The organism is Staphylococcus kloosii, from assembly GCF_032139365.1.
Taxonomy (GTDB): Bacteria; Bacillota; Bacilli; order Staphylococcales; family Staphylococcaceae; genus Staphylococcus; species Staphylococcus kloosii_A.
The window spans coordinates 1-20,552 of record NZ_JAVTDB010000065.1 but is presented as its reverse complement, the minus strand read 5'-3'; the positions used below and the strand labels follow the sequence as shown (position 1 = coordinate 20,552).

Genomic DNA, 20,552 nt, shown 5'->3' with positions numbered 1-20,552 from the left:
TAAAACTATTATATTATCCAGGAGGAATATCCAATGAAATTAAAAGAAAAGCGTTTGATATTTATACTATGCCTGATTGTGCTATCTGGTGTAATGAATTCTATACTCTTTAACGTTGCCTTAAGCGATATGAAACAAGATTTAAATGTAAGTACTTCAATGATAAGTTGGGTGATTATTGTTTACACAATGATCATTGCTTTTGGTTCAATCACCTATAGTAAATTATCTTCTTATTTTGAACTTAAAACTCTATTAATCTTTGGCGTGAGTTTGTTTGTAATTGGATCAATCATGGGGTCTATGACGAATCAATATCCACTTGTTATTACTGCTAGAGTTATTCAATCGATGGGCGGTAGTTCTTTTATTGCTTTATCCATGATAGCTGCTAATCAATATCTTTCAAATGCAACTAGAAATCTAGCGCTAACATTAATTGGTGGGTGTCTTTCTCTAGGAACAGGCATAGGTTTTTTAATAGGGGGTACGTTTACTTATTTATGGGGTTGGCATAGTTTATTTTTAATTATGGTGTTATTAATCTTTACATTAATTGAAATTATCAAGGTTATGCGTACTGATGGCTCTAATAATCCAAAAGAAACGCAACCTTTTGATTTTGTGGGTTTAATCTCTCTACTTATTTTTATAGTGACGTTTATTTTAGGGGTTAAATTGAACGCATTTTTACTCATCGTTTCTCTCTTAGCGATGCTTTATTTGATATACCATGGCAGACGAGAAAATATTGCGGTGTTTGTTGATTTTTCTATATTTAAAAACAAGTCATTTAATAAGCTTATATTTATTAGTTTTATTAATAATGCGAGCATGGTAGGCATTATATTTATATTCCCATTAATGGCAGCAAACTTATTTAAAATTACTACGATTAATGTCGGTATCATAATATTCATCATCTCATTCGTTTCATTTTTAATAAGCTTAATATCAAAAAAATTATTGCGTATTATGAGCAATATGAGCATGATTAGAGGCACACTATTTTTACAATTAATCGGCTTTATTATATTAACTGTCGTGGGTATAAATAATTTTAGCTTAACTATTTTAGGTGTCTTTGTAATTTATAGTTCGTTCACAATACTTTCTGTAGCTATAAGTATTGAAGTATCAAAAATATTAAATGACAATGACAAGTCGATGGGCTTAGGTATTTTTAACCTTATTAACTTTTTAGGTATGTCATTTGGTCCAGCTATAGCAAGTCGTATTTTAAGCTTTAATAATGATTTTATTTATGCCTTTTTATTTTTTGTTATTGCTTTAATAATAACTAATATCATATCTATATTTGATAAAAGTAACCAGATTAATGGCTAAATTCATTATTTCTGATTATATGGTTGACAAGTTATAAATTATAGAAAATGTGAAGTATGGTTTTTACGATGTAATTACCAACACATGCATGAATCCCCTCACTCTTCGGTAGTAAGGGGATTGGTGTACGATGTTAGCTAATTCAATTGGTTGAGTTGTTATTTCGTAACAACGTCGTAAGTTTTAGATAATTAAGGTCTCTTTATCATTTATGTGATTAAATAATTAGCACTTTATTTGTCGCTAATATCATCTAGAATATCACGCAATTCCTTAATTTCTTCAGCGCTGAGTTCTTCATGTTGTGCAAAGTTAAGGACTAAATTTTTCATGTCTCCGCCATATAATTTATTGAGAAAGTTTTTAGCTGTTTTCAACTTAATGTTATCTTCTTTAACGTTAGATGAGTAATAATAAACACGATCAGCTTTATGTCGCGTCAAAATTTCTTTCTTATATAAACGCGTTATTAATGTCCTAATCGTTTTTTCACTGATTTCTTTATATTGTTGAATTTCGAAAACAATTTCGTTAGCAGATGCTGATTGTTTATCCCATATTACATTCATAACGTCCCATTCGGCGGCGGTTATTTCAATTTGATTATTGAGCACTTAAAACACCCATTTCTTTTAAAATTTCTTTGCTAATAGATTCAGCATTTTTTCCCGAAGCATTTTCATCAGATAAATGTGTAGAGAAATAATATGTGTCTTGATTCGTTTTTACATAACCGACAAACCAGCCATTCTTATGTTTGCCGTTTACTATACCTGTGCCAGTCTTACCATACAACGCATAGTTACTGTTTTTATTAATCAATAATGAGGAGGAGATTTGGTCTTTCTGAGCCTTACTAAAATGATTATCATGTTCCATTAAACGATTTAAAACGATGACTTGTTCAAGGTTCGAAATTTTCAAATCATTTTCCATCCAGTAAGCATTATAGTTACCTAAATTTTGATTTCCGTAATTTAATTGGTTCAGTTGGTTGGCTGTATAATTTTTAGGTATTTGATTACTAATACGTTCGAAATACCAATTAACTGAATTTTGCAGTGCTGTAGTTAAATTTTGATTTTTATTCCACGAGGCAAAAGGATAATTTTTATGATCCCATTTTATCATTGAATTACTGCTCGTTATTACATTACGGTCTAGTCCGAACATGGCTAAATAAATTTTATAAGTAGAATCCGGAGAATATCTTTTTCTACTCTCTTGTTCATTATAAATATAATATTCTTTTTTATTCGAACTATACATTACGAATGAACCTTTGTGTGTAGCAAAGTTTTTACTCTTATCAATAGTTTGGTAATGACTCTTTAATGGCTCCCTGTATTTATTATCGGTTAATGATTGTCCCATTATAAACTGACTTTGAAAAATGATTAAAATTAGACTGATTCCGTAAGTTAGTAGCAGAATTAATTTTGGCGGCTTTTTAAAATTAATTTTTTTAATATTAATAAGTCTTTTTTTGAGTAAAGTTTTTTTACCGTTAAAGGCGTGACTTAATATGTTTTTATTAAAAGATTTGAATTTTAATGCAGACATCATAATTGTTTCGGCATAGGTTTTAAATTCACTGCTTTGAATGTTTTTTAACACAAAGATATCAGCTTCAACTTCATTGTCATGTGCCATCAAACGTTTGACCACAGGTATCAATGGATTATAACTCATGATGATAGAAATTATAGTAAAAATAATTAAATGTAGCGTATCTTTATTTTTAGCGTGGGCATATTCATGAAATATTATATATTTTAAATGTTGTTCTTCTAAATCTTTAAAATATGAAGTAGGGATTAAAATATAAAATTTTCCATACCAAAAAGTTATTGGCGACTGAACGCATGTTGATTTTTTAATCACAATATTCTTTGATAATTGATGGTTATTAAGTATCTTAGTTAATTTATATTTTTCATCTTTATTTAAATGAGAACTTTGCTTTCTTAATTTCTTAAGATAAAGCAATGCATTTATAAATTTAATACTGAAAACTATGATTAGGACGATCCATAGTATGGTGAATATAGCGTCTATATATTCCCAGTTTACTTTATGAATATTAGTTGTTAAGTCTTGAACGTGATTCGTCGTACTTATATTATCATTTATACGATTAGTACCATTACTTATATTAGTGTCTTGTTTATTAAAATGATTAAATTTGGACCAAGTGAATTTAAATGGTATGAAAGGGATTAGGCCTGCAACAATAGTGAGGTACCAAATTTTATAACTAAATCTATAATTAAAATAGCGATCTAATATATATCTAAATAATAATAGTAATAGAAATATAAAAGTAAAACTGATGATACTTATTATAAATAATTTAGTCATATAGTCACCTTCTTTCAGGTACTAATCATAAACGATTGACAACGAGATTACAATTGTAATATTATGAGGCCATAAAGATTACAATTGTAATATAAGGGGGATTTAATGTGAAAAAGTTAATCGTGTTAATCGTTTGTGCAATCATTTTAAGCGCATTCAGTTCGAAGGGGGCACATGCCGCTGAATTTAAAAGTTTAGAACAGAAATATAATGCTCATGTTGGTGTTTATGCATTAGATACTAAGAGTGGTAAGGAAATAAAGTTCAATGCAGATAAGAGCTTTGCTTATGCTTCCACGTCAAAAGCAGTAAATAGCGCCATGCTATTAGAACAAGTACCATATGATAAGTTAGATAAAAAAGTACATATTAACAAAAGCGATATTGTTGCATATTCACCTGTGTTAGAAAAATACGTTGGCAAGGATATAACTGTAAAAGAACTTATTAAAGCTTCAATGATGTACAGTGATAACACAGCAAATAATAAAATTATTGATGAACTTGGTGGATATAAACAAATCAGAAAAAACTTGAAAGCATTAGGAGATAATACGACGCAACCATCTAGATACGAGCCAGACCTAAATAATTATTCACCAAAAGATACAAGGGATACTTCAACTCCTAAAGCTTACGGCAAGACTTTGAAGAAACTGATTGAAAAAGATGATTTAAGTAAAGAGAACAAAGATTTCTTACTTGATTTAATGTTTAACAATAAAAATGGCGATACATTGATAAAAGATGGCGTTTCTAAGAAATACAAAGTTGCAGATAAGAGTGGTCAAGCCTTAACGTATGCTTCTAGAAATGACATTGCATACGTTTATCCTAAAGGACAATCTAAACCCATTGTATTAGTGATTTTTACCAATAAAGATGACAAAAATGCGAAGCCAAATGATAAATTGGTAAGTGAAACTGCCAAAAAAGTAATGAAAGCATTTTAAGGATTATATAGAAAGCGGGACAAAAATCTTATTTTTATAAGAAGATTTTGTATTACCACCCCGGTAAGCATGACTAGCGTTGAAATAAACTTAGTATAAGCGCATTTTCAATTCAGTAATCTACTGCCCAAATAAAAGTAGAGCCTGAAGACAATATTATGTCTCAGGCTCGTTTTTTAATTACAATTAAAAATCAGCTACATAACAAAGATAGAAGAAAGAATATTATATATCAATCATTCGTGTCCTTTAAACTATAAGTAGAATTTGCATCTAAAAAAGCTCCAACCGCAAAGGTTAGAGCACCTACATATTTTTATAATTTCTTGTTACTTCAATAAAAAATGCTTAATCTAAATGTTCTAATACTGCTTTGATTTCTTCCCATGCTCTACTTCTGTGGGATTCCATAAGTTGTTTGGCGGCTTTGCTGTCGCCGATTTTCATGCATGCTAACATGGCTTCGTGTTCTTCGATTGAAAATTTAGGGACAGGGCGCGCGTTAATCGTGTATAGACGAACCCTATAAAGTTGGTCGGCGTGTATGTTGCGCATATTAATTAATTTAGCATTACCAGATAATTTCGTGATTTTTTCATGGAAAATATCATCCATTTTTGACCACTTTATTAAGTCTTCTTCGGCTAAATATTTTTTTTGTTCTGTTAGTATTTGACTTAATTCTTCGAGCACTTTAGTAGTAGCTTTTTCAGTAGCCAATTCAATAGCCAAACCATCTAAACTGCGTGTTACCTCATAGATTTCTTTAATATCTGTGGCATTAATTGGGTTTACGACAAATCCTTTTCTTGGAATTAAAGTAATAATATCCGCGGATTGTAATCTAATTAATCCTTCGCGCACAGGCGTACGGCTCATGTCTAACACTTCGGCAATTTCTCTTTCAAGAAATGTTTTTCCGGGTTCGAGAATTAAATTTTTAATCGCAATACGAATAATGTGATAAGCCTTTTCTGGTAGACGTAAATCACCAATTTCATTTGATATAGCGTCAATATTTTCACTGAATAGTTGTAAAGAATCATCATTATTTTGGATAGTCATTATTTTTCCTCCAACAAAAAACACGATTTACTACAAGTATAGCAAATCGTGCCCTAAAACATTAATAGTAGTTATGAATTTACTTTAATATTTGCTAATTCATTGATGATTGCATCGGTCATATCTTTAGTATGTGTATTACCACCAATGTCTGCAGTTAAATAGCCATTAGCAGTTGCTTTTCTAATTGCTTGATTAATTAACTCTGCTTCTTCTGGTAAGCCTAATTCTTGTAACATTAATGATGCACTTCCAATAGCACCAATAGGGTTAGCAATGCCTTGACCTGCAATATCAGGTGCCGAACCGTGTACGGATTCAAACATACTAGGATAGCGATGGTCAGGGTTTAAGTTTGCACTAGCAGCAATTCCGAGACTTCCGGCTAATGCACTACCTAAATCTGATAAAATATCTGCTAATAAGTTTGAAGCGACTACAACTTCTAATTCTTCTGGATGTAAAACAAATTGCGCCGCCATTGCATCAATCAGCCATTTGTCAGTTTCTACGTCTGGATATTCTTTGCTTACTCTCTCGAATACTTCGTCCCAAAGCACCATACCATATTGTTGGGCATTACTCTTAGTTACGCTCGTTACTTTTTTACGTTTTCTTGTTCTTGCTGTTTCAAATGCATAGCGAATCACTCTTTCACAGCCTTTTTCTGTAAATAGGGAAGACTGCACGGCTACTTCATTTCCTGCACCACGTCCGGTGAAGTTTCTGCCACCAATACCAGAATATTCGCCTTCAGAGTTTTCACGAATAAGCACCCAGTTCAAATCTTTAACGTTTGGATGATTTAATTTACTTTCTACATTTGGTAGAAACTCAACTGGTCTAATGTTCGCCCATTGATCAAAGCCTTGGCAAATTGCAATACGTAATCCCCATAAACTAACGTGGTCAGGTACACCAGGGAATCCTACTGCACCAAAATATATAGCGTCATGATTTTTAATTTGTGCTAGGCCATCTTTTGCCATCATTTCACCGTGTTCTAAATAATACTCGCATCCCCAAGGGAAATAGTCTGTATTAAATTCAAATTTGCCGTCGGAATTATCGGCTAAGTATTGTAGCACTTTTAATCCTGATTCTACGACTTCTTTACCAATTCCATCTCCAGGTATCACTGCTAAATTAAATGTCTTTTTCTCTGCCATATTGAAGCACCCCTTTTTTAATTTGTTAACTACATTCTAATAATGTATACGTAAATGTCAAGTATTAGCGTAATAATACTATAAAAAATAAATAATAACATTTTAAATTGACTTTAATGTATACGTTGTTGTAACATAGTGAAAAATGAAAGCGCTAACATAAATTAATTGCGAGGTGTAAAGCATGGATGACTCAATTATTACTTTATTGTTCTTAGTTTTTGCAATTGTGATGTTTACTTTAGAAATTATTCCTCTATCAATATCAGCGATGATTGTTGCTATTGGATTATCTTTGACAGGGGTATTGAGTGCAAAAGAGGCATTCGCAGGTTTTATTGATCCTAATGTATTGTTATTTATGGCGATGTTTATTGTAGGATGTACTTTTTTTGAAACAGGGATGGCGCAAAAAATTGGTGAAGGTATTACTCGTTTTGCTAAAACACCCAAAATGCTCATTATTGTCATCATGGGTATTACCGGGATAATGTCTGGTTTTTTATCTAATACAGGTACAGCCGCTGTTATCATTCCAGTAGTGATTGGCATCGCAGCTAAATCATCAATATCTAGAACTTCATTACTCATACCAGTAGCATTAGCCGCGGCGATGGGTGGTAATTTAACGCTGATCGGTGCGCCGGGTAATATGATTGCACAATCCACGTTAAATATTACTAATCAAAGTTTTGGATTTTTTGAATATGGTTTAATTGGCTTACCTATGCTTATTATTGGAACTTTATATTTTGGGTTGTTTGGGCATAAACTTTTAACACACAATGATGAATCTAAAGAAAAAAAGGACTCTGTTTACGATAAGCAAATTGATGGTTCTGTTATTCCTAGATGGAAAAAAGTACTATCATTGCTCGTTCTCGTGCTTACAATTTTGGCAATGATTTTTGAAGATGTGATTCATGTTCCTTTATATGTTTCCGCTTGGATTGGGGCATTAATACTCGTTGCAACAAGAGTAATTACGGAAAAAACTGCTATGAAATCTATCGATATGAATACAATATTTTTATTTGTAGGTTCTTTAGCGTTAGCCAATGCTATACAAAAGTCTGGAGCGGGAGACATGATCGCTAAATCTATCACTACTATTTTAGGTGATCATCCATCGCCATATTTTCTATTATTTGTGATTTTACTCATTTCTTCTATTATGACTAACTTTATTAGTAATACTGCAGCAACGGCACTGTTAGCACCAATAAGTTTGTCGATTGCACATAGTATAGGCGTAGATCCACGAGCTATTATTATGGCGACAGTAATGGGTGCATCTATGGCATTCGCGACACCGATTGGTATGCCAGCAAATACGATGGTTTATGGTTTATCTAATATTACATTTATGCAATACGTCAAAGTTGGTTTACCTATAGTAATCATTTCAATAATTGTCTGTATGATTTTATTACCAATCTTTTTCCCATTTTATCCATAGGAGGTTGATCACATGCGTATATTAATTTCTCCAGATTCTTTTAAAGGAAGTTTGTCTGCATTAGAAGTTTCGCAAGCGATTGAAAGAGGGATTCAAATAGTTAATCCTGCCATAGCAACATTAAAAGTACCTCTAGCTGATGGTGGGGAAGGCACGATGGAAGCTATGATTGAAGCTACTGAAGGTAAACAGGTTACAGTAGAAACTACCAATCCACTAGGAAGAACGATACAGGCACAATATGGCATCACAGGTACTAATAATACTGCTATCGTGGAATTAGCTGCTGCTTCCGGTCTAGATAAATTAGATAAAAACGAACTAAATCCGTCTAAGGCATCTACTTACGGTACTGGTATGTTAATCAAACATGCTATAGAAAGTGGTAGTAAAACATTTATTATCTGCTTAGGTGGTAGTGCTACAAATGACGGAGGATTAGGTATATTGAAAGCATTAGGATTTAAATTTAAAGACAAGCATGGAGCGTTAGTTGGCGAAGGTGGGTTATCTTTAAGGAACATAACAGAAATCGATGATTCACAAAGCGTTAGCGGTTTGAATGAGTGTGAATTTAAAATTGCGTGTGATGTATCTAATCCTTTTATAGGTGAACAAGGGGCGAGTCATGTTTTCGGACCACAAAAGGTGCATCGACCGCATTAGTCAAAAGCTTAGATGAGTCATTAAATCATTTTGCCGATGTCATAAAAGAAAAGTATGGCGTAGCAATACATAATATGGAAGGTGCTGGCGCTGCAGGTGGTGTAGCAGGAGGACTTTGTGGCTGCTTAAATGCCGAGTTATATTCAGGTTTTGATTTGGTAGCTTCTTCATTGAAGTTAAATAATGTATTAAATGATAATGATATAAAATTGATTATTACTGGAGAAGGTCAGATAGATAGTCAAACTGAAAAAGGTAAGGTCATTTCAGGCATAACCACTTTAGGTCATCAATTTGAAATACCAAGTATCGCTTTAGTTGGAGGTATTCAAAACATCGCTAATAGTTTATATGACCATGGTTTGATAGCGGTATTTAGTATAGCAAACAAGCCGATGACGTTATCACAATCGATAGCTAATACAGCTGATTTAATTACCAAGCAAACGGAACAAATCATGAGATTATATTTGGCAAGAAGATAAAAATGATAATAAAAATTACGCCTAGTGATTAGTCATTAGGCGCACTCAATTTGATTTAATAACATATTTTTTCAATTATTTATTTTTAAACATATATGCTAAAACACCGATTAAACTAAATGTAAATACAGCAAAGACAATGTTCATAATGACTAACGTTTCGATAATTACAGAATCTTTGCCTAAACGTTCAAATGCGTTTTGTTGCATTTCTTGTTGTGTATTCCAATCTCCTTCGGCACGTGAAGGTTTTTCTTCGATATCTTTTTCCATTCTGTCATCAATTTTACTCATCATGTATCCCTCCATTTTGTTACTTATAATTATTTTCCCTATAAATAAAGTAATAAATCATCAAAGTAGAAATTAAGTTATTCACAATATTTTTATGGTTTATACGTCTGATTCTAACTTTGTAATCGTCACGTCTAAACCAAAATAATCGTACAATAACTGACGATAATTACTGGAAGTTACATCTACTTGGTCTTTGTGGCCTTGTTTCGTTAAGGTAAGGTGGTTGAATGACATAGTGGCTCTGCCAAACGATTGTGGCTGTGTCACAAGTAGGCGCTGAACGAAAATCGATTCTGGGTTTGATTGGTTATAATCAATATTGTCTTTAAATTCATCAATAGATCTTGCTATCAATTCTGCCTCGTATAACGTTTGCCATTGGCCAGCTATTAATTTTTGAAGGTGAACATTATTTTCTTCCGTTAAAATGGCACGAAATTGGCCATTAATATCAATAACTGGCTCTGCATTCTCTAGAGTTGTGATGCGTAAAGCTTTTAAAGGCAAATCTCCGAAACCAACATCAGCAATGTATTGATTAACACCAATAGTGACGACTGTAGACATATGAGAACCAGGTTGGCTACGACCGTTATCAGGTGTATGAATCGTTGCTGATATACTTTCTGCCGTATAATCTTGCTGGATTAAATAGTATTTAAATAATGTGTTTAATTCATAACAGAACCCACCTCGATGATGATTAACTACTTTATCCAAAAGATGATTAATATCGACTGAAATCGGAACACCATTTTGAAAATCTATATTTTCAAAAGGAACAGTGAACATAAAGTGTTGTAAATAATAATTAAGTGCATCCAATGAGGGGCTGTCATACATAGTGCTATCTATTTTCAAATGCTTTTCGAATGCTTTGATATTCATAAATTATAAGCTCCTAAGTAATTTATTAGTGTAATATCTTAAGATTATAGCGTTAATTTCCTTATTACAAATAGAACGATTTTAATTTATAGGTTTGAAAACGTTTAAATAGGATAAAAGAATAAAAATTATTATTTTGTTAATCTACATAATAATTTTCTACACTCAAAACAATAAAATTATAAAAATTGTGGCCATTTGTAATTGTACGTTAATTAAAAATGGTATTTGAGCCGTAAATTTTGATAACACAATGAATGATGGAAGTAATAGGTTAGTTCCATTTGTATTCTTGTAACAAAAATAAACAATGAAAGGGTTTTGACTATGATTAAAAGAACTGGTGAAAAAGTATTAACCTGGATAGGTATTGTAGTGCAATTTTTACTCGTTATTGGGCTAGCAATTACATCTTTATTTATGGGTAACTCAAGTTTTAAAAGTGACGTATCGACAAGTATTCAAGAAAACAATCCTTCAGCATCATCAACCGACGTGACGAACATGACGGGCATGTTAAAAAGTTTTGTATCAACGGGTATTGTCATTAGCATTATTGTATTAATTTTAGCAATTATTGCTGCATTGTTAATTAAAAAGAAAGCAAAATTAGCAGGCATAATCTTATTAATTTTAGGTATAGTATCTCTATTATTTAACTGGATTAGTGCAATTTTATGGATTATCGCAGGGATTATGTTACTCGTAAGAAAACCTAAACCTTCTGATGATTCACATGGGCCAGACGGTCGTGAAGATGATATTCATAACGCTAACGAATCAGACGAAAAAGGTCATGACAGTGACAAAGGTTCAAATAAAAAAGCGACAGGCGCAGCAGTTGGTGGCGCAGCAGCAGGTGCAGCAGCGACTGGTGCTGTAGCAGCTTCTCCTAAAGAAGATAAAGACGATGTACAAGAAAGAAATGACGAACATAAACATGGCGATCAATCACAAGCACATGATAATAATCGCCAACAAGACACTTATGTTACGAATAATAAAGGCAACGACAAAGATAGTGTTGGTAGCCAAAAACATGAAGATGAACGCCATAAAGAGCAACGTAACAGTGTGACAGACAACAAAGGTAACGATAAAGACGCTGTTGCCGGCAGTAGTCATGGGGACGAACGCTACACAAATCAACAACATAACGTAACAGATAACAGAGGTAACGACAAAGATGTTAATTCAAATGACCGTCGTGAACAAAGTAGCAGTCAAGATGTAAATAACAATAATAGAACGACAATAGACGGTAGTAATGATGAAACTTTCAATGCAAGTACAAGCATTGATGATCGCCAACACGCTCCAAATGAGCAGGCGCGTGACACAGCATTTAAAGATAACGATACAAACGCAAGCACAAGTAACTATCGTGTAGGTGAAAAACAAGATACTACAGATTCTGACGTTACAGATAATAAAGGTAACGATAGTGACTCAGCTTATGCTTATCGACATGTAGGTGAAAATCAACACGAATCATCTTACAATAATACGCGTAATGATTATCAACAAAATGATAATACGAATAACGATAGCATTGATGATCGCCAACAAACAACGAGTGACAATTATAAAGGTCATGATACAAATGTTAGTTCTAATAACTACCGTGGCGGTGAACGTACGCAAAACGTTGCCGATGCCGGTGTGACAGATAACAAAGGTAATGACAAAGACTTTAGTTCAACGCAACAAAATGATAATACGTTATCAACGTCTCAAAGTCGTGATGATAGATCAAATTATCATTCAGGGGAAACAAATAGCCAAGGCGTACATGAAGATGTTAATGATAGTTTCCATCAATCTGGTGAACGTCCTACAAGTCAAGAAGACAAAGTGGATGCGAGTACACAACATGATACGGAAAGTCAGCAGTCTTCATCTAGTTTCGTAACGAATAATGAAGGCAATGATAAAGCCTTTGGTAATGCTAATGAGCGCGAAGAAAGAAGCACTGAGAATCAACAATTTAGCAATCAAGGTGATCAAGACGTACATGAAGATATGACGAATAGTTTTGAACAATCGGGTAGCACTGAGCAATCCTCAACAAGTTATCATCAATATGATGGCAACCACAGTCAAGCAGTCAAAGTGGATGCGAGTACGCAACATGATACGGAAAGTCAGCAATCTTCATCTAGTTTCGTAACGAATAATGAAGGCAATGATAAAGCCTTTGGTAACGCTAATGAGCACGAAGAAAGAAGCACTGAGAATCAACAATTTAGCAATCAAGGTGATCAAGACGTACATGAAGATATGACGAATAGTTTTGAACAATCGGGTAACACTGAGCAATCCTCAACAAGTTATCATCAATATGATGGCAATCACAGTCAAGCAGACAAAGTGGATGCGAGTACGCAACATGATACGGAAAGTCAGCAATCTGAACCAAGCAACGTAACAGAGAATAAAGGCAATGACAAAGATATCAGCCCTCGCGATAGCCGTGAAACACGCGACAATTCTAATTTACGTAGTAATGTAGAGAATACGACAGATGTAAATTCGAAAGAGCGTCGTGTAGACGACCAACGCAAATCATCATTCGACGATGAAGGTTCGGCTAATCAAGAAAATAACTATAATAATAACTTGTTCAAAAATCGTGTGAATAAATACAAAGACGATGATGACAAAGATACAGATTCAGAAGATTACAGATTCTAATATGAAGCAAAAGAAAGAGGCGTACATGTCGATGTACGTCTCTATTATTCGTAATTTATTAAAATTCGATGACTACTTTAGAAGAATTAACTGTATCTTTTGCCATATCAAAAGCTTCAATATAATCATTGAAATTATATATTTGTGTAATGACATTACCTATTAATGGATTTTGACCTAATAATTCAACTGCTTTTTCAATTTCATTATTAAATCTATAAGAACCGTGATAAGTAATTTGTTTAGCGTTAATAGGTGATAGATTTAATGCAACTTCTTTATTTTGTATATTACCAATTTGAATAATTGTTCCACCAACACTGACTGCATTAAATGCACTTGTTACAGCTGGTGGTGCACCAGTACATTCTAATATTACATCATAAGTATCTGCTGTTAAGTCTGTATTTTTAACATTTATAGTGTTAATATCACCGAGTTGTTTTGCACGTTCTAATGGTTTGTCTAACACATCAGTAATCGTAACGCTTTTAGCACCTAATGTATATGCTGCGCCAGCTGCTAATACCCCAATTGGGCCAGCTCCAAAAACTAAAACATCTTTGTTTTTTACACCATTGGCTAAAGTAATGCCGTGTAATCCAACGCTTAAAGGTTCAGCTAAAGCACCAAGTTTTAAAGATACATTATCTGGTAAAGGAATGATTTGAGATTTATTAACGTACATTTGCTCAATCATAGCACCTTGCGTATGTGGTAAATATCTAGCAGATCCTAAATAAGTACCATTAGGCCATACTTCAGGATTATTAGGTGCAGATTCAATTTCTTCTCCATAAGTTGCTGGATGTACTGTGACGTTTGTACCTTTAGGTAATGTTTGACCGTTATACGACATGTCTTCCAATAACTCACCACTTAATTCATGTCCTGGAATAAGTGGCTCTCTAATTACTGCGGCTCCACTTGTACCGTCTTCTAAATAGTGTAAATCCGAACCACAAATACCAACATATTTGACTTTAATTAGTACAATTTCTTCAGCACTGTTGTTAGGAACTTCGTCTATATCTTTCATTGCTATACTATCTTTTCCGTAAATATATATTGCTTTCATAATTTTCCTTCTTTCTTAAATTATTAAATTTAAAATTGAAACGAATATTAAACCACATACCGAAATGGCAGTTTCCAATACCGACCAAGTTAAAAATGTTTCTTTCACAGTAAGACCGAAGTATTCTTTGAAAATCCAGAAGCCAGTATCATTTACATGTGAAAGTATGATACTACCTGATCCGATGGCTAAAGTAACTAATGCTACGTTAGCATCAGTAGCTTGGATTAAAGGTAATACAATACCAGTAGTAGAAATAGCAGCTACTGTAGCTGAACCTTGGGCTATACGAAATAACGCTGAGACAACCCAAGCAAGTATTACTGGTGAAAAACTTGTACCAATAAATAGTTTTTCAATTGTATGGCCTACGCCACCGTCGATTAATATTTCTTTGAATGAACCACCAGCACCTAAAATAAGTAACATCATACCAATAGGAATAATTGCTGATGTGGCACTATCCATAATGCTATTCATCGAACGTTTTCTTCTAATACCCATTGTATAAATAGCAAATAGCAGTGAGATAAGCATTGCTACAGGTGCATTACCAATAAAATAAACAATACTCTCAAAAGTATTTTTAGGCTTATCTTGGTGACCTGTAATAAGTTGTACAACTGTTGCAATTAACATAAGAATGACAGGTAAAAGTGCAGTTAGCACACTGATACTAAAGCGAGGTTTATATTGTTCTTCGATGGAATTTTCAGAAATGATATTGCTCATATCAATTTCCTTTTTATAAGCACTTGGTGCAAATCTAGGTAAGATATTTATTAAAAAACCACCAACGATAATGATAGTTGGAATGGCTATGATGATACCGTAGAGTAACACTTCGCCTAAATTAGCATGTAATTGCTGAGCAATAACGACTGGTCCCGGATGTGGAGGTAGAAAACCATGTGTAACAGATAACGCTACGGCCATTGGAATTCCCATTTTCATGTGAGAAACGCCTAAACGTTTTGCTATCGTAAACGCTAATGGAATTAGTAAAACAAGGCCGACTTCGAAAAATAGCGCAATACCGATTATGAATGAAGCTAAAATCATAGCCCATTTTATATATTTTTCCCCAAATAAATCTATAAGTGTATCGGCAATGCGGTTAGCACCGCCACCATCGGCTATTAATTTCCCTAAAATAGCACCTAATCCGAAAATAATAGCGACACTACCTAATGTACTTCCCATTCCTTTTTCTACAGTATCTATAATTTTATTTAGCGACATACCTAATAGAATACCAGTGAATATTGATGTAATTAGTAGTGAGATAAATGCATTGATTTTGCATTTAATAATAAGAAAAAGTAAAACAATAATACCTAAAACCACACTAATAAGTGGCCAGAAAAACCCAAACATAATTAATATCCCCCTTTGCTTGTTCCATAATATGAAATGATGTATCATAAAAAGGAATTTAAATTAGTATATATCTAAAATGAAAACGTTGTCAATAATAGGAGGTTTTAACATGTCGCAAGTTCAATCAGTGGATAGGTCGTTTTTTTTATTGGAATATATTGCCAAAAATGAACCTGTTAGTCTTAAAGAATTAGTTGAGGCGATAGGTTTATCGAAAACAACAGTGCACCGTTTAGTCAGTGCATTAATAGAAAATAAATACGTTGAAAAAAATAATCTTACTCATCAATATTCGTTATCTTTTAAAATGTTCCAATTGGGTAATAGTAGCTTACAAAAAAATGATTATTTAAATATTGCTAAAAGTTTAATAAGTAAATTATCCAATGAAATTAATGAAACGTGTCATTTAGTTATAGAGGATCATCAAGAGGTTTTATATATAGAAAAATTCACACCAAATAATATGTTTAAAGCGATGGCATCAAAAGTAGGTCAACGTGCACCTATGTATTGTACGGCTGTAGGAAAGTCTATATTATCTACTTATGATAACGAAATAATAAAAGCAATCTGGGAGCAAACAGATATTATTGCTTATACAGATAATACAATTACAAATTTTGATGAATTTATGCAAGAAATAGAGACGATTAGACAACAAGGCTATGCTGAAGATAAAGAGGAGAATGAAAAAGGTATTACGTGTGTAGCTACGTATTTTGTAAATTATAAAAATGAAGTTAAAGGTGCTATAAGTTTGTCATTTTCTACATCACAGTTAGATAAAAAAGATTTGTATGTTAAAAATTTAACTGAAGTAGCGACTAATATCTCAAAACATTTAGGATATGATAATTAAAAAGTAGAGGTGACTATAGTCAACTCTACTTTGATTCGTAATTTGGCGGCAATGTTTTAACTACTAAGAATAAAACGAGTGTTTGTATTACTAACATAATGACCAGTCCTATTCTGATGAAAATAATGTCTACCATAATTATGGAAAAACCGACTACGATATATAAGCTGATTAACATTTTAATTTTTTGTTTGAATGTATAGCCCCTGTATTTTTTGAAATTATGCACGTATTGTTGATAAATTTTCGTAGCAACAAGCCAGTTATGAAATTTGGGTGAGCTTTTAGCAAAACACAATACGGCGAGTAAGATAAATGGGGTCGTAGGTAATAAAGGTAAAATGGCACCTAAAAAGCCTAAAAAAGTAAAAAAGAAACCTAAACAAATTAATATTATTCTCATGATTCTATCCTTATCCAAGTATGATTTTACATATTTTATGTGATATTGCATGCCTTGTCAATATTGAAACGCATGCACCACATTATCAGTTCGTAAGACAATAGATTTCGTCAGCGCCACTATTCACTTAGTCGAGCTAACTTTTTGATACTATAAGTCATGCAAATTTGTTTCGATTTCTACTCTTCTATGTTCTAGAAATTCCGGTAAATTTAAATGTTTGCCCAAATTTTCTATCGACGTATCTACTGTAAAACCGGGTTGCGCCGTCGCAAATTCATACATGATTGAATTTTGGCGATAATATAATGATTTGAAGAAAAATCTATCGATAATACCTGAGTTATTGCGTGGTAGAGTGTCAATTTTCTCATAAACTGCAGTGAGGTCTTCGTCGTTAGGTGTATTCACTGCGATATGATGTACGTAGCCTCGTCCGGGTTTAACTCGCTCTCCTTGTTGTTCAATGATGACGAAATCAGTATATAAACCATCTTCGTCTAAAGTGACAACAGTATCTTCTGTCTTTAAATTATTTCTGACTTTATAACCTAAGTCATGAGTTAAAAAGTTCAGCGTAGGTGTTGTATCACGTAATCTAAGTTCGACAGGACCTAAACCAAGTATTTGATAGTCAGATGGAACGTGGGAATAGCTATTGTTGCGCCATTTTCTAGGCACTTTATAGTCATCATTGACGACTAACATCACTTCTAAGTCATCGATGTCTTTAAATAATAATGCAGGTTGTCCAACATAAGTCATTATGGTAGTTGAAATGTCAGCTTGTTCTAGACGTTTTTTGAAAAATTGTAATGCTTCTACGTTGGGTACGAGTAAAGATAGACGATAAATAGAATTTGTACCAGGGCGATTTTGTCCAATATTTGGAATTTCAAAGAAACTTAATAACGTGCCTTCTGTACCTATTTCATCTCCAAAGAATAAATGATACATCGTAGGATCATCTTGATTGACTGATTTTTCTACTAAACGTAGACCTAATACATTAACGTAAAAATCTCGGTTTGCTTGTGCATCTTTCGTATACATAGAAATATGATGGTGGCCAATAATGTTCATAAATATCCTCCTTTTAATCAAACAATATACTAAAAGCGATAGTAATGATAGTTTTTAAGTTTGTAGTGCGATAGAATATTTACAATAATAAAATTACTATTAAGGAGGAAATTTGATGGAAGTTATCTATTTGGCAGGTGGATGTTTGTGGGGTGTACAAGCATTTGTAAAAACATTGCCAGGTGTTGTTGATACTGAAGCAGGCAGAGCAAATGGACAAACGCAATCATTAACAGGTAATTATGATGGTTATGTAGAATGTGTAAAAACGACTTTTGACCCGCAAGTTGTATCAGTGACAGAGTTAACGGCATACTTATTTGAAATTATTGATCCTTATAGTATCAATCAACAAGGGGAAGATGTCGGTCCAAAATATCGCACTGGTATTTATAGTGACAACGAGCAACATATACAAAGTGCTAAAGCGTTTATTGCCCAACGTGAAGATAAAGATCGCATTGCGGTAGAAGTCTTACCGTTAGCGAATTATATGCCGAGTGCAGAAGAACATCAAGATAGGCTAGATAAATATCCCAACGATTATTGTCATATTCCTGCCACATTAATGCGAAAGTATAAACAATAACATTGTAAAAATAGATAGCATATTAGATACTAAAGATAGCAAATATAACTTGTTGTGAAAATAAGGTGTTGTGTGCATGATATTTATTATGATGTCTCCGCTATTAATAATCTTATTTATAGTTATGGCTATATTGGAAGAAAAGAAACGTAAGAAAAAGTAATATATTTACGTTAAATATATAAATACAAAAAGTGGGATAGTCATCTTCATCATAGATGACATCCCACTTTTTAATTTAATCTGTTAAATGCGTAATTTGATTGGTATCTTTAATATGCCAATTTGCTTCACGAAAATAAATATTGCTTAAACCACCATTGGCTAGCCTAAAGTCACGCTTATGTTTATTATCAGTGTCAAAAATATCTAAAATTTGATGAATTGCTGCACCATGCGTTATGAGTAAAACTTTTTGATTTGGATAATCGTTATTGATTGTATTTAATCCGTCTTTAAGGCGACGGTTTAAAACTTCAGTAGATTCTGCATTATTGTTATCTCTATTAGGATACTTTTCGTGACGTTCTGCCGCTGTTAAACCTTCTGCATCTCCAAAACCACGTTCTATAAATTCAGGCATTACACGTAGAGGTAAATTTAAATATGTATTAATAATTTTTGCTGTATCCTTGGCACGAGATAATGGACTCGCAATAATAACGTTCCATGACTGTTGTTGTAATATATTGCCACATGCTTGAGCTTGTAATTTGCCTGTTTCGTTTAATGGTACATCAGTACGTCCTTGTAATTTACCAGCCTTATTCCAATCTGTTTCTCCATGTCTGACTAAACATACTTCAGTCATCGTAACAGCTCCTTATTAATTTACGAGTGCATTGTTAATTTAATTATTATCTATTGTAATAAAATTTCATTTAAATAGTAAAGTATTGGCAGTGAATTTTTAATTGAGAGATTGCATTTATTTAATTTAATCATGTAAACTGTAGATATTTTAAAGTGATGATTTTTATAAACGAGGGAGTGTGGTCAACATGAAATGGAATTCAGTATTATACGACGATAAACATAGTTTTGTAGCAAAATATGGTGAAGGTATTGCTTCATTTTTAAATGTGCAACAAGGAGATCATATTCTTGATTTAGGCTGTGGTACAGGTGATCTAACAGCTAAGATCGCACAAAAAGGTGCTACGGTAACTGGTATCGATGCTTCTCCTGAAATGATAGCGCAAGCACAGAAAAAGTTTCCTAACATGCACTTTGAAGTGGCAGATGCCTCAACGTTATCTGACGTCAAGCAATATGATGCGATATTTTCAAATGCGGTACTTCATTGGACATTTGAACACTTACAAATATTTAAAAATTGTTATAACGCGTTAACTGATAATGGAAGATTTATAGCGGAATTTGGCGCTTACCATAATATTAAAATGGTGTCAGATGCGATTGAGCAAGCGATTCATAATTTAGGTTATACATATCGACCAGATTATTTTCCGTGGAATTTTAGACAAAATGAAGAGATTAAAAATGATTTAATTAAAGCAGGGTTTGAAGACGTTACAGTAGAAAGTTTCGATCGTCCAACACCGTTAGAAGGTGAGGATGGCCTCGTCAATTGGTTAGTAATGTTTAGCGATAATTTACTTAAAGATTTTACAGATGAAGAGAAACAAAATGTCTATCAAGCATGTTCAAGATTATTGCGGGATGATTTATATGAAGCGGGACAATGGACCGTTGATTATAGAAGAGTTCGTGTTTTTGCATATAAATAAAAATAGAGCCTGAGACATCATA

The 20,552-nt window shown here is 33.1% G+C and carries 18 protein-coding genes and 2 pseudogenes; 9 read left to right on the top strand and 11 right to left on the bottom strand.

Features of this window, described 5'->3' with window-relative positions:
- Positions 1-33 precede the first annotated feature (33 nt).
- Positions 34-1,347 (top strand): MFS transporter, encoded by a 1,314-nt coding sequence (locus tag RPL90_RS08480; RefSeq protein ID WP_313547726.1) that lies wholly within the window; start codon positions 34-36, stop codon positions 1,345-1,347.
- Positions 1,348-1,580: 233 nt separating this feature from the next.
- Here the strand turns inward: RPL90_RS08480 and RPL90_RS08475 are convergent, their stop codons facing one another.
- Together RPL90_RS08475 and RPL90_RS08470 are read right to left on the bottom strand one after the other, a co-directional pair.
- On the bottom strand, positions 1,581-1,961 hold the full coding sequence (locus RPL90_RS08475; protein ID WP_313547724.1) for a BlaI/MecI/CopY family transcriptional regulator: 381 nt from the start codon (positions 1,959-1,961) through the stop codon (positions 1,581-1,583).
- On the bottom strand, positions 1,951-3,708 hold the full coding sequence (locus RPL90_RS08470; protein ID WP_313547722.1) for a BlaR1 family beta-lactam sensor/signal transducer: 1,758 nt from the start codon (positions 3,706-3,708) through the stop codon (positions 1,951-1,953). The genes RPL90_RS08475 and RPL90_RS08470 overlap by 11 nt, the downstream gene beginning before the upstream one ends.
- A gap of 107 nt (positions 3,709-3,815) precedes the next feature.
- Here RPL90_RS08470 and bla point away from each other — a divergent pair, with 107 nt between their 5' ends.
- Complete coding sequence (gene bla, locus RPL90_RS08465; protein WP_313547720.1) at positions 3,816-4,661, top strand: class A beta-lactamase; 846 nt, start codon at positions 3,816-3,818, stop codon at positions 4,659-4,661.
- Between the two features lie 348 nt (positions 4,662-5,009).
- On the opposite strand, the gene RPL90_RS08460 is transcribed toward bla, so the two are convergent.
- Together RPL90_RS08460 and RPL90_RS08455 are read right to left on the bottom strand one after the other, a co-directional pair.
- On the bottom strand, positions 5,010-5,726 hold the full coding sequence (locus RPL90_RS08460; protein WP_313547718.1) for a GntR family transcriptional regulator: 717 nt from the start codon (positions 5,724-5,726) through the stop codon (positions 5,010-5,012).
- 71 nt (positions 5,727-5,797) lie between these two features.
- The gene (locus tag RPL90_RS08455; RefSeq protein WP_313547716.1) at positions 5,798-6,895 is read right to left on the bottom strand and encodes a tartrate dehydrogenase; all 1,098 of its coding nucleotides are present in this window, start codon (positions 6,893-6,895) and stop codon (positions 5,798-5,800) included.
- A gap of 184 nt (positions 6,896-7,079) precedes the next feature.
- Here RPL90_RS08455 and RPL90_RS08450 point away from each other — a divergent pair, with 184 nt between their 5' ends.
- Together RPL90_RS08450 and RPL90_RS12975 are read left to right on the top strand one after the other, a co-directional pair.
- On the top strand, positions 7,080-8,354 hold the full coding sequence (locus RPL90_RS08450; RefSeq protein WP_313547714.1) for an SLC13 family permease: 1,275 nt from the start codon (positions 7,080-7,082) through the stop codon (positions 8,352-8,354).
- A gap of 12 nt (positions 8,355-8,366) precedes the next feature.
- Positions 8,367-9,505, top strand: a pseudogene (locus RPL90_RS12975) (glycerate kinase).
- A 75-nt stretch (positions 9,506-9,580) separates the two neighbouring features.
- Here the strand turns inward: RPL90_RS12975 and RPL90_RS08435 are convergent.
- Positions 9,581-9,799, bottom strand: a complete 219-nt coding sequence (locus tag RPL90_RS08435) for a hypothetical protein (protein WP_313547758.1) — start codon at positions 9,797-9,799, stop codon at positions 9,581-9,583.
- Positions 9,800-9,898: 99 nt separating this feature from the next.
- Positions 9,899-10,690 (bottom strand): arylamine N-acetyltransferase family protein, encoded by a 792-nt coding sequence (locus tag RPL90_RS08430; RefSeq protein WP_313547710.1) that lies wholly within the window; start codon positions 10,688-10,690, stop codon positions 9,899-9,901.
- Between the two features lie 327 nt (positions 10,691-11,017).
- Here RPL90_RS08430 and RPL90_RS08425 point away from each other — a divergent pair, with 327 nt between their 5' ends.
- The gene (locus RPL90_RS08425) at positions 11,018-13,384 is read left to right on the top strand and encodes a DUF4064 domain-containing protein (RefSeq protein ID WP_313547708.1); all 2,367 of its coding nucleotides are present in this window, start codon (positions 11,018-11,020) and stop codon (positions 13,382-13,384) included.
- 58 nt (positions 13,385-13,442) lie between these two features.
- On the opposite strand, the gene RPL90_RS08420 is transcribed toward RPL90_RS08425, so the two are convergent.
- Both RPL90_RS08420 and RPL90_RS08415 read right to left on the bottom strand, forming a co-directional pair.
- Positions 13,443-14,462, bottom strand: a complete 1,020-nt coding sequence (locus RPL90_RS08420; protein WP_313547706.1) for a zinc-binding dehydrogenase — start codon at positions 14,460-14,462, stop codon at positions 13,443-13,445.
- 15 nt (positions 14,463-14,477) lie between these two features.
- On the bottom strand, positions 14,478-15,839 hold the full coding sequence (locus RPL90_RS08415; RefSeq protein WP_313547704.1) for a gluconate:H+ symporter: 1,362 nt from the start codon (positions 15,837-15,839) through the stop codon (positions 14,478-14,480).
- Positions 15,840-15,951: 112 nt separating this feature from the next.
- Here RPL90_RS08415 and RPL90_RS08410 point away from each other — a divergent pair, with 112 nt between their 5' ends.
- Positions 15,952-16,704, top strand: coding sequence for an IclR family transcriptional regulator (locus tag RPL90_RS08410; RefSeq protein WP_313547702.1), 753 nt, complete (start codon positions 15,952-15,954; stop codon positions 16,702-16,704).
- A gap of 25 nt (positions 16,705-16,729) precedes the next feature.
- On the opposite strand, the gene RPL90_RS08405 is transcribed toward RPL90_RS08410, so the two are convergent.
- Together RPL90_RS08405 and RPL90_RS08400 are read right to left on the bottom strand one after the other, a co-directional pair.
- Complete coding sequence (locus tag RPL90_RS08405; protein ID WP_313547700.1) at positions 16,730-17,107, bottom strand: YbaN family protein; 378 nt, start codon at positions 17,105-17,107, stop codon at positions 16,730-16,732.
- A gap of 150 nt (positions 17,108-17,257) precedes the next feature.
- Positions 17,258-18,190, bottom strand: a complete 933-nt coding sequence (locus RPL90_RS08400; protein WP_313547697.1) for a VOC family protein — start codon at positions 18,188-18,190, stop codon at positions 17,258-17,260.
- A gap of 115 nt (positions 18,191-18,305) precedes the next feature.
- On the opposite strand from RPL90_RS08400, the gene RPL90_RS08395 reads away from it, so the two are divergent.
- Together RPL90_RS08395 and RPL90_RS08390 are read left to right on the top strand one after the other, a co-directional pair.
- Complete coding sequence (locus tag RPL90_RS08395; protein ID WP_313547694.1) at positions 18,306-18,779, top strand: peptide-methionine (S)-S-oxide reductase; 474 nt, start codon at positions 18,306-18,308, stop codon at positions 18,777-18,779.
- 76 nt (positions 18,780-18,855) lie between these two features.
- Positions 18,856-18,939, top strand: a pseudogene (locus tag RPL90_RS08390) (hypothetical protein); the annotation flags it as partial.
- Between the two features lie 78 nt (positions 18,940-19,017).
- Here RPL90_RS08390 and RPL90_RS08385 read toward each other — a convergent pair.
- Entirely contained in the window at positions 19,018-19,590 is a 573-nt protein-coding gene (locus tag RPL90_RS08385; protein ID WP_313547691.1) for a histidine phosphatase family protein, read from the bottom strand.
- Positions 19,591-19,780: 190 nt separating this feature from the next.
- Here RPL90_RS08385 and RPL90_RS08380 point away from each other — a divergent pair, with 190 nt between their 5' ends.
- Positions 19,781-20,530 carry a class I SAM-dependent methyltransferase gene (locus tag RPL90_RS08380; RefSeq protein WP_313547688.1) on the top strand — a complete coding sequence of 250 codons (750 nt, stop codon included), beginning with the start codon at positions 19,781-19,783 and terminating at the stop codon, positions 20,528-20,530.
- Positions 20,531-20,552 lie beyond the last annotated feature (22 nt).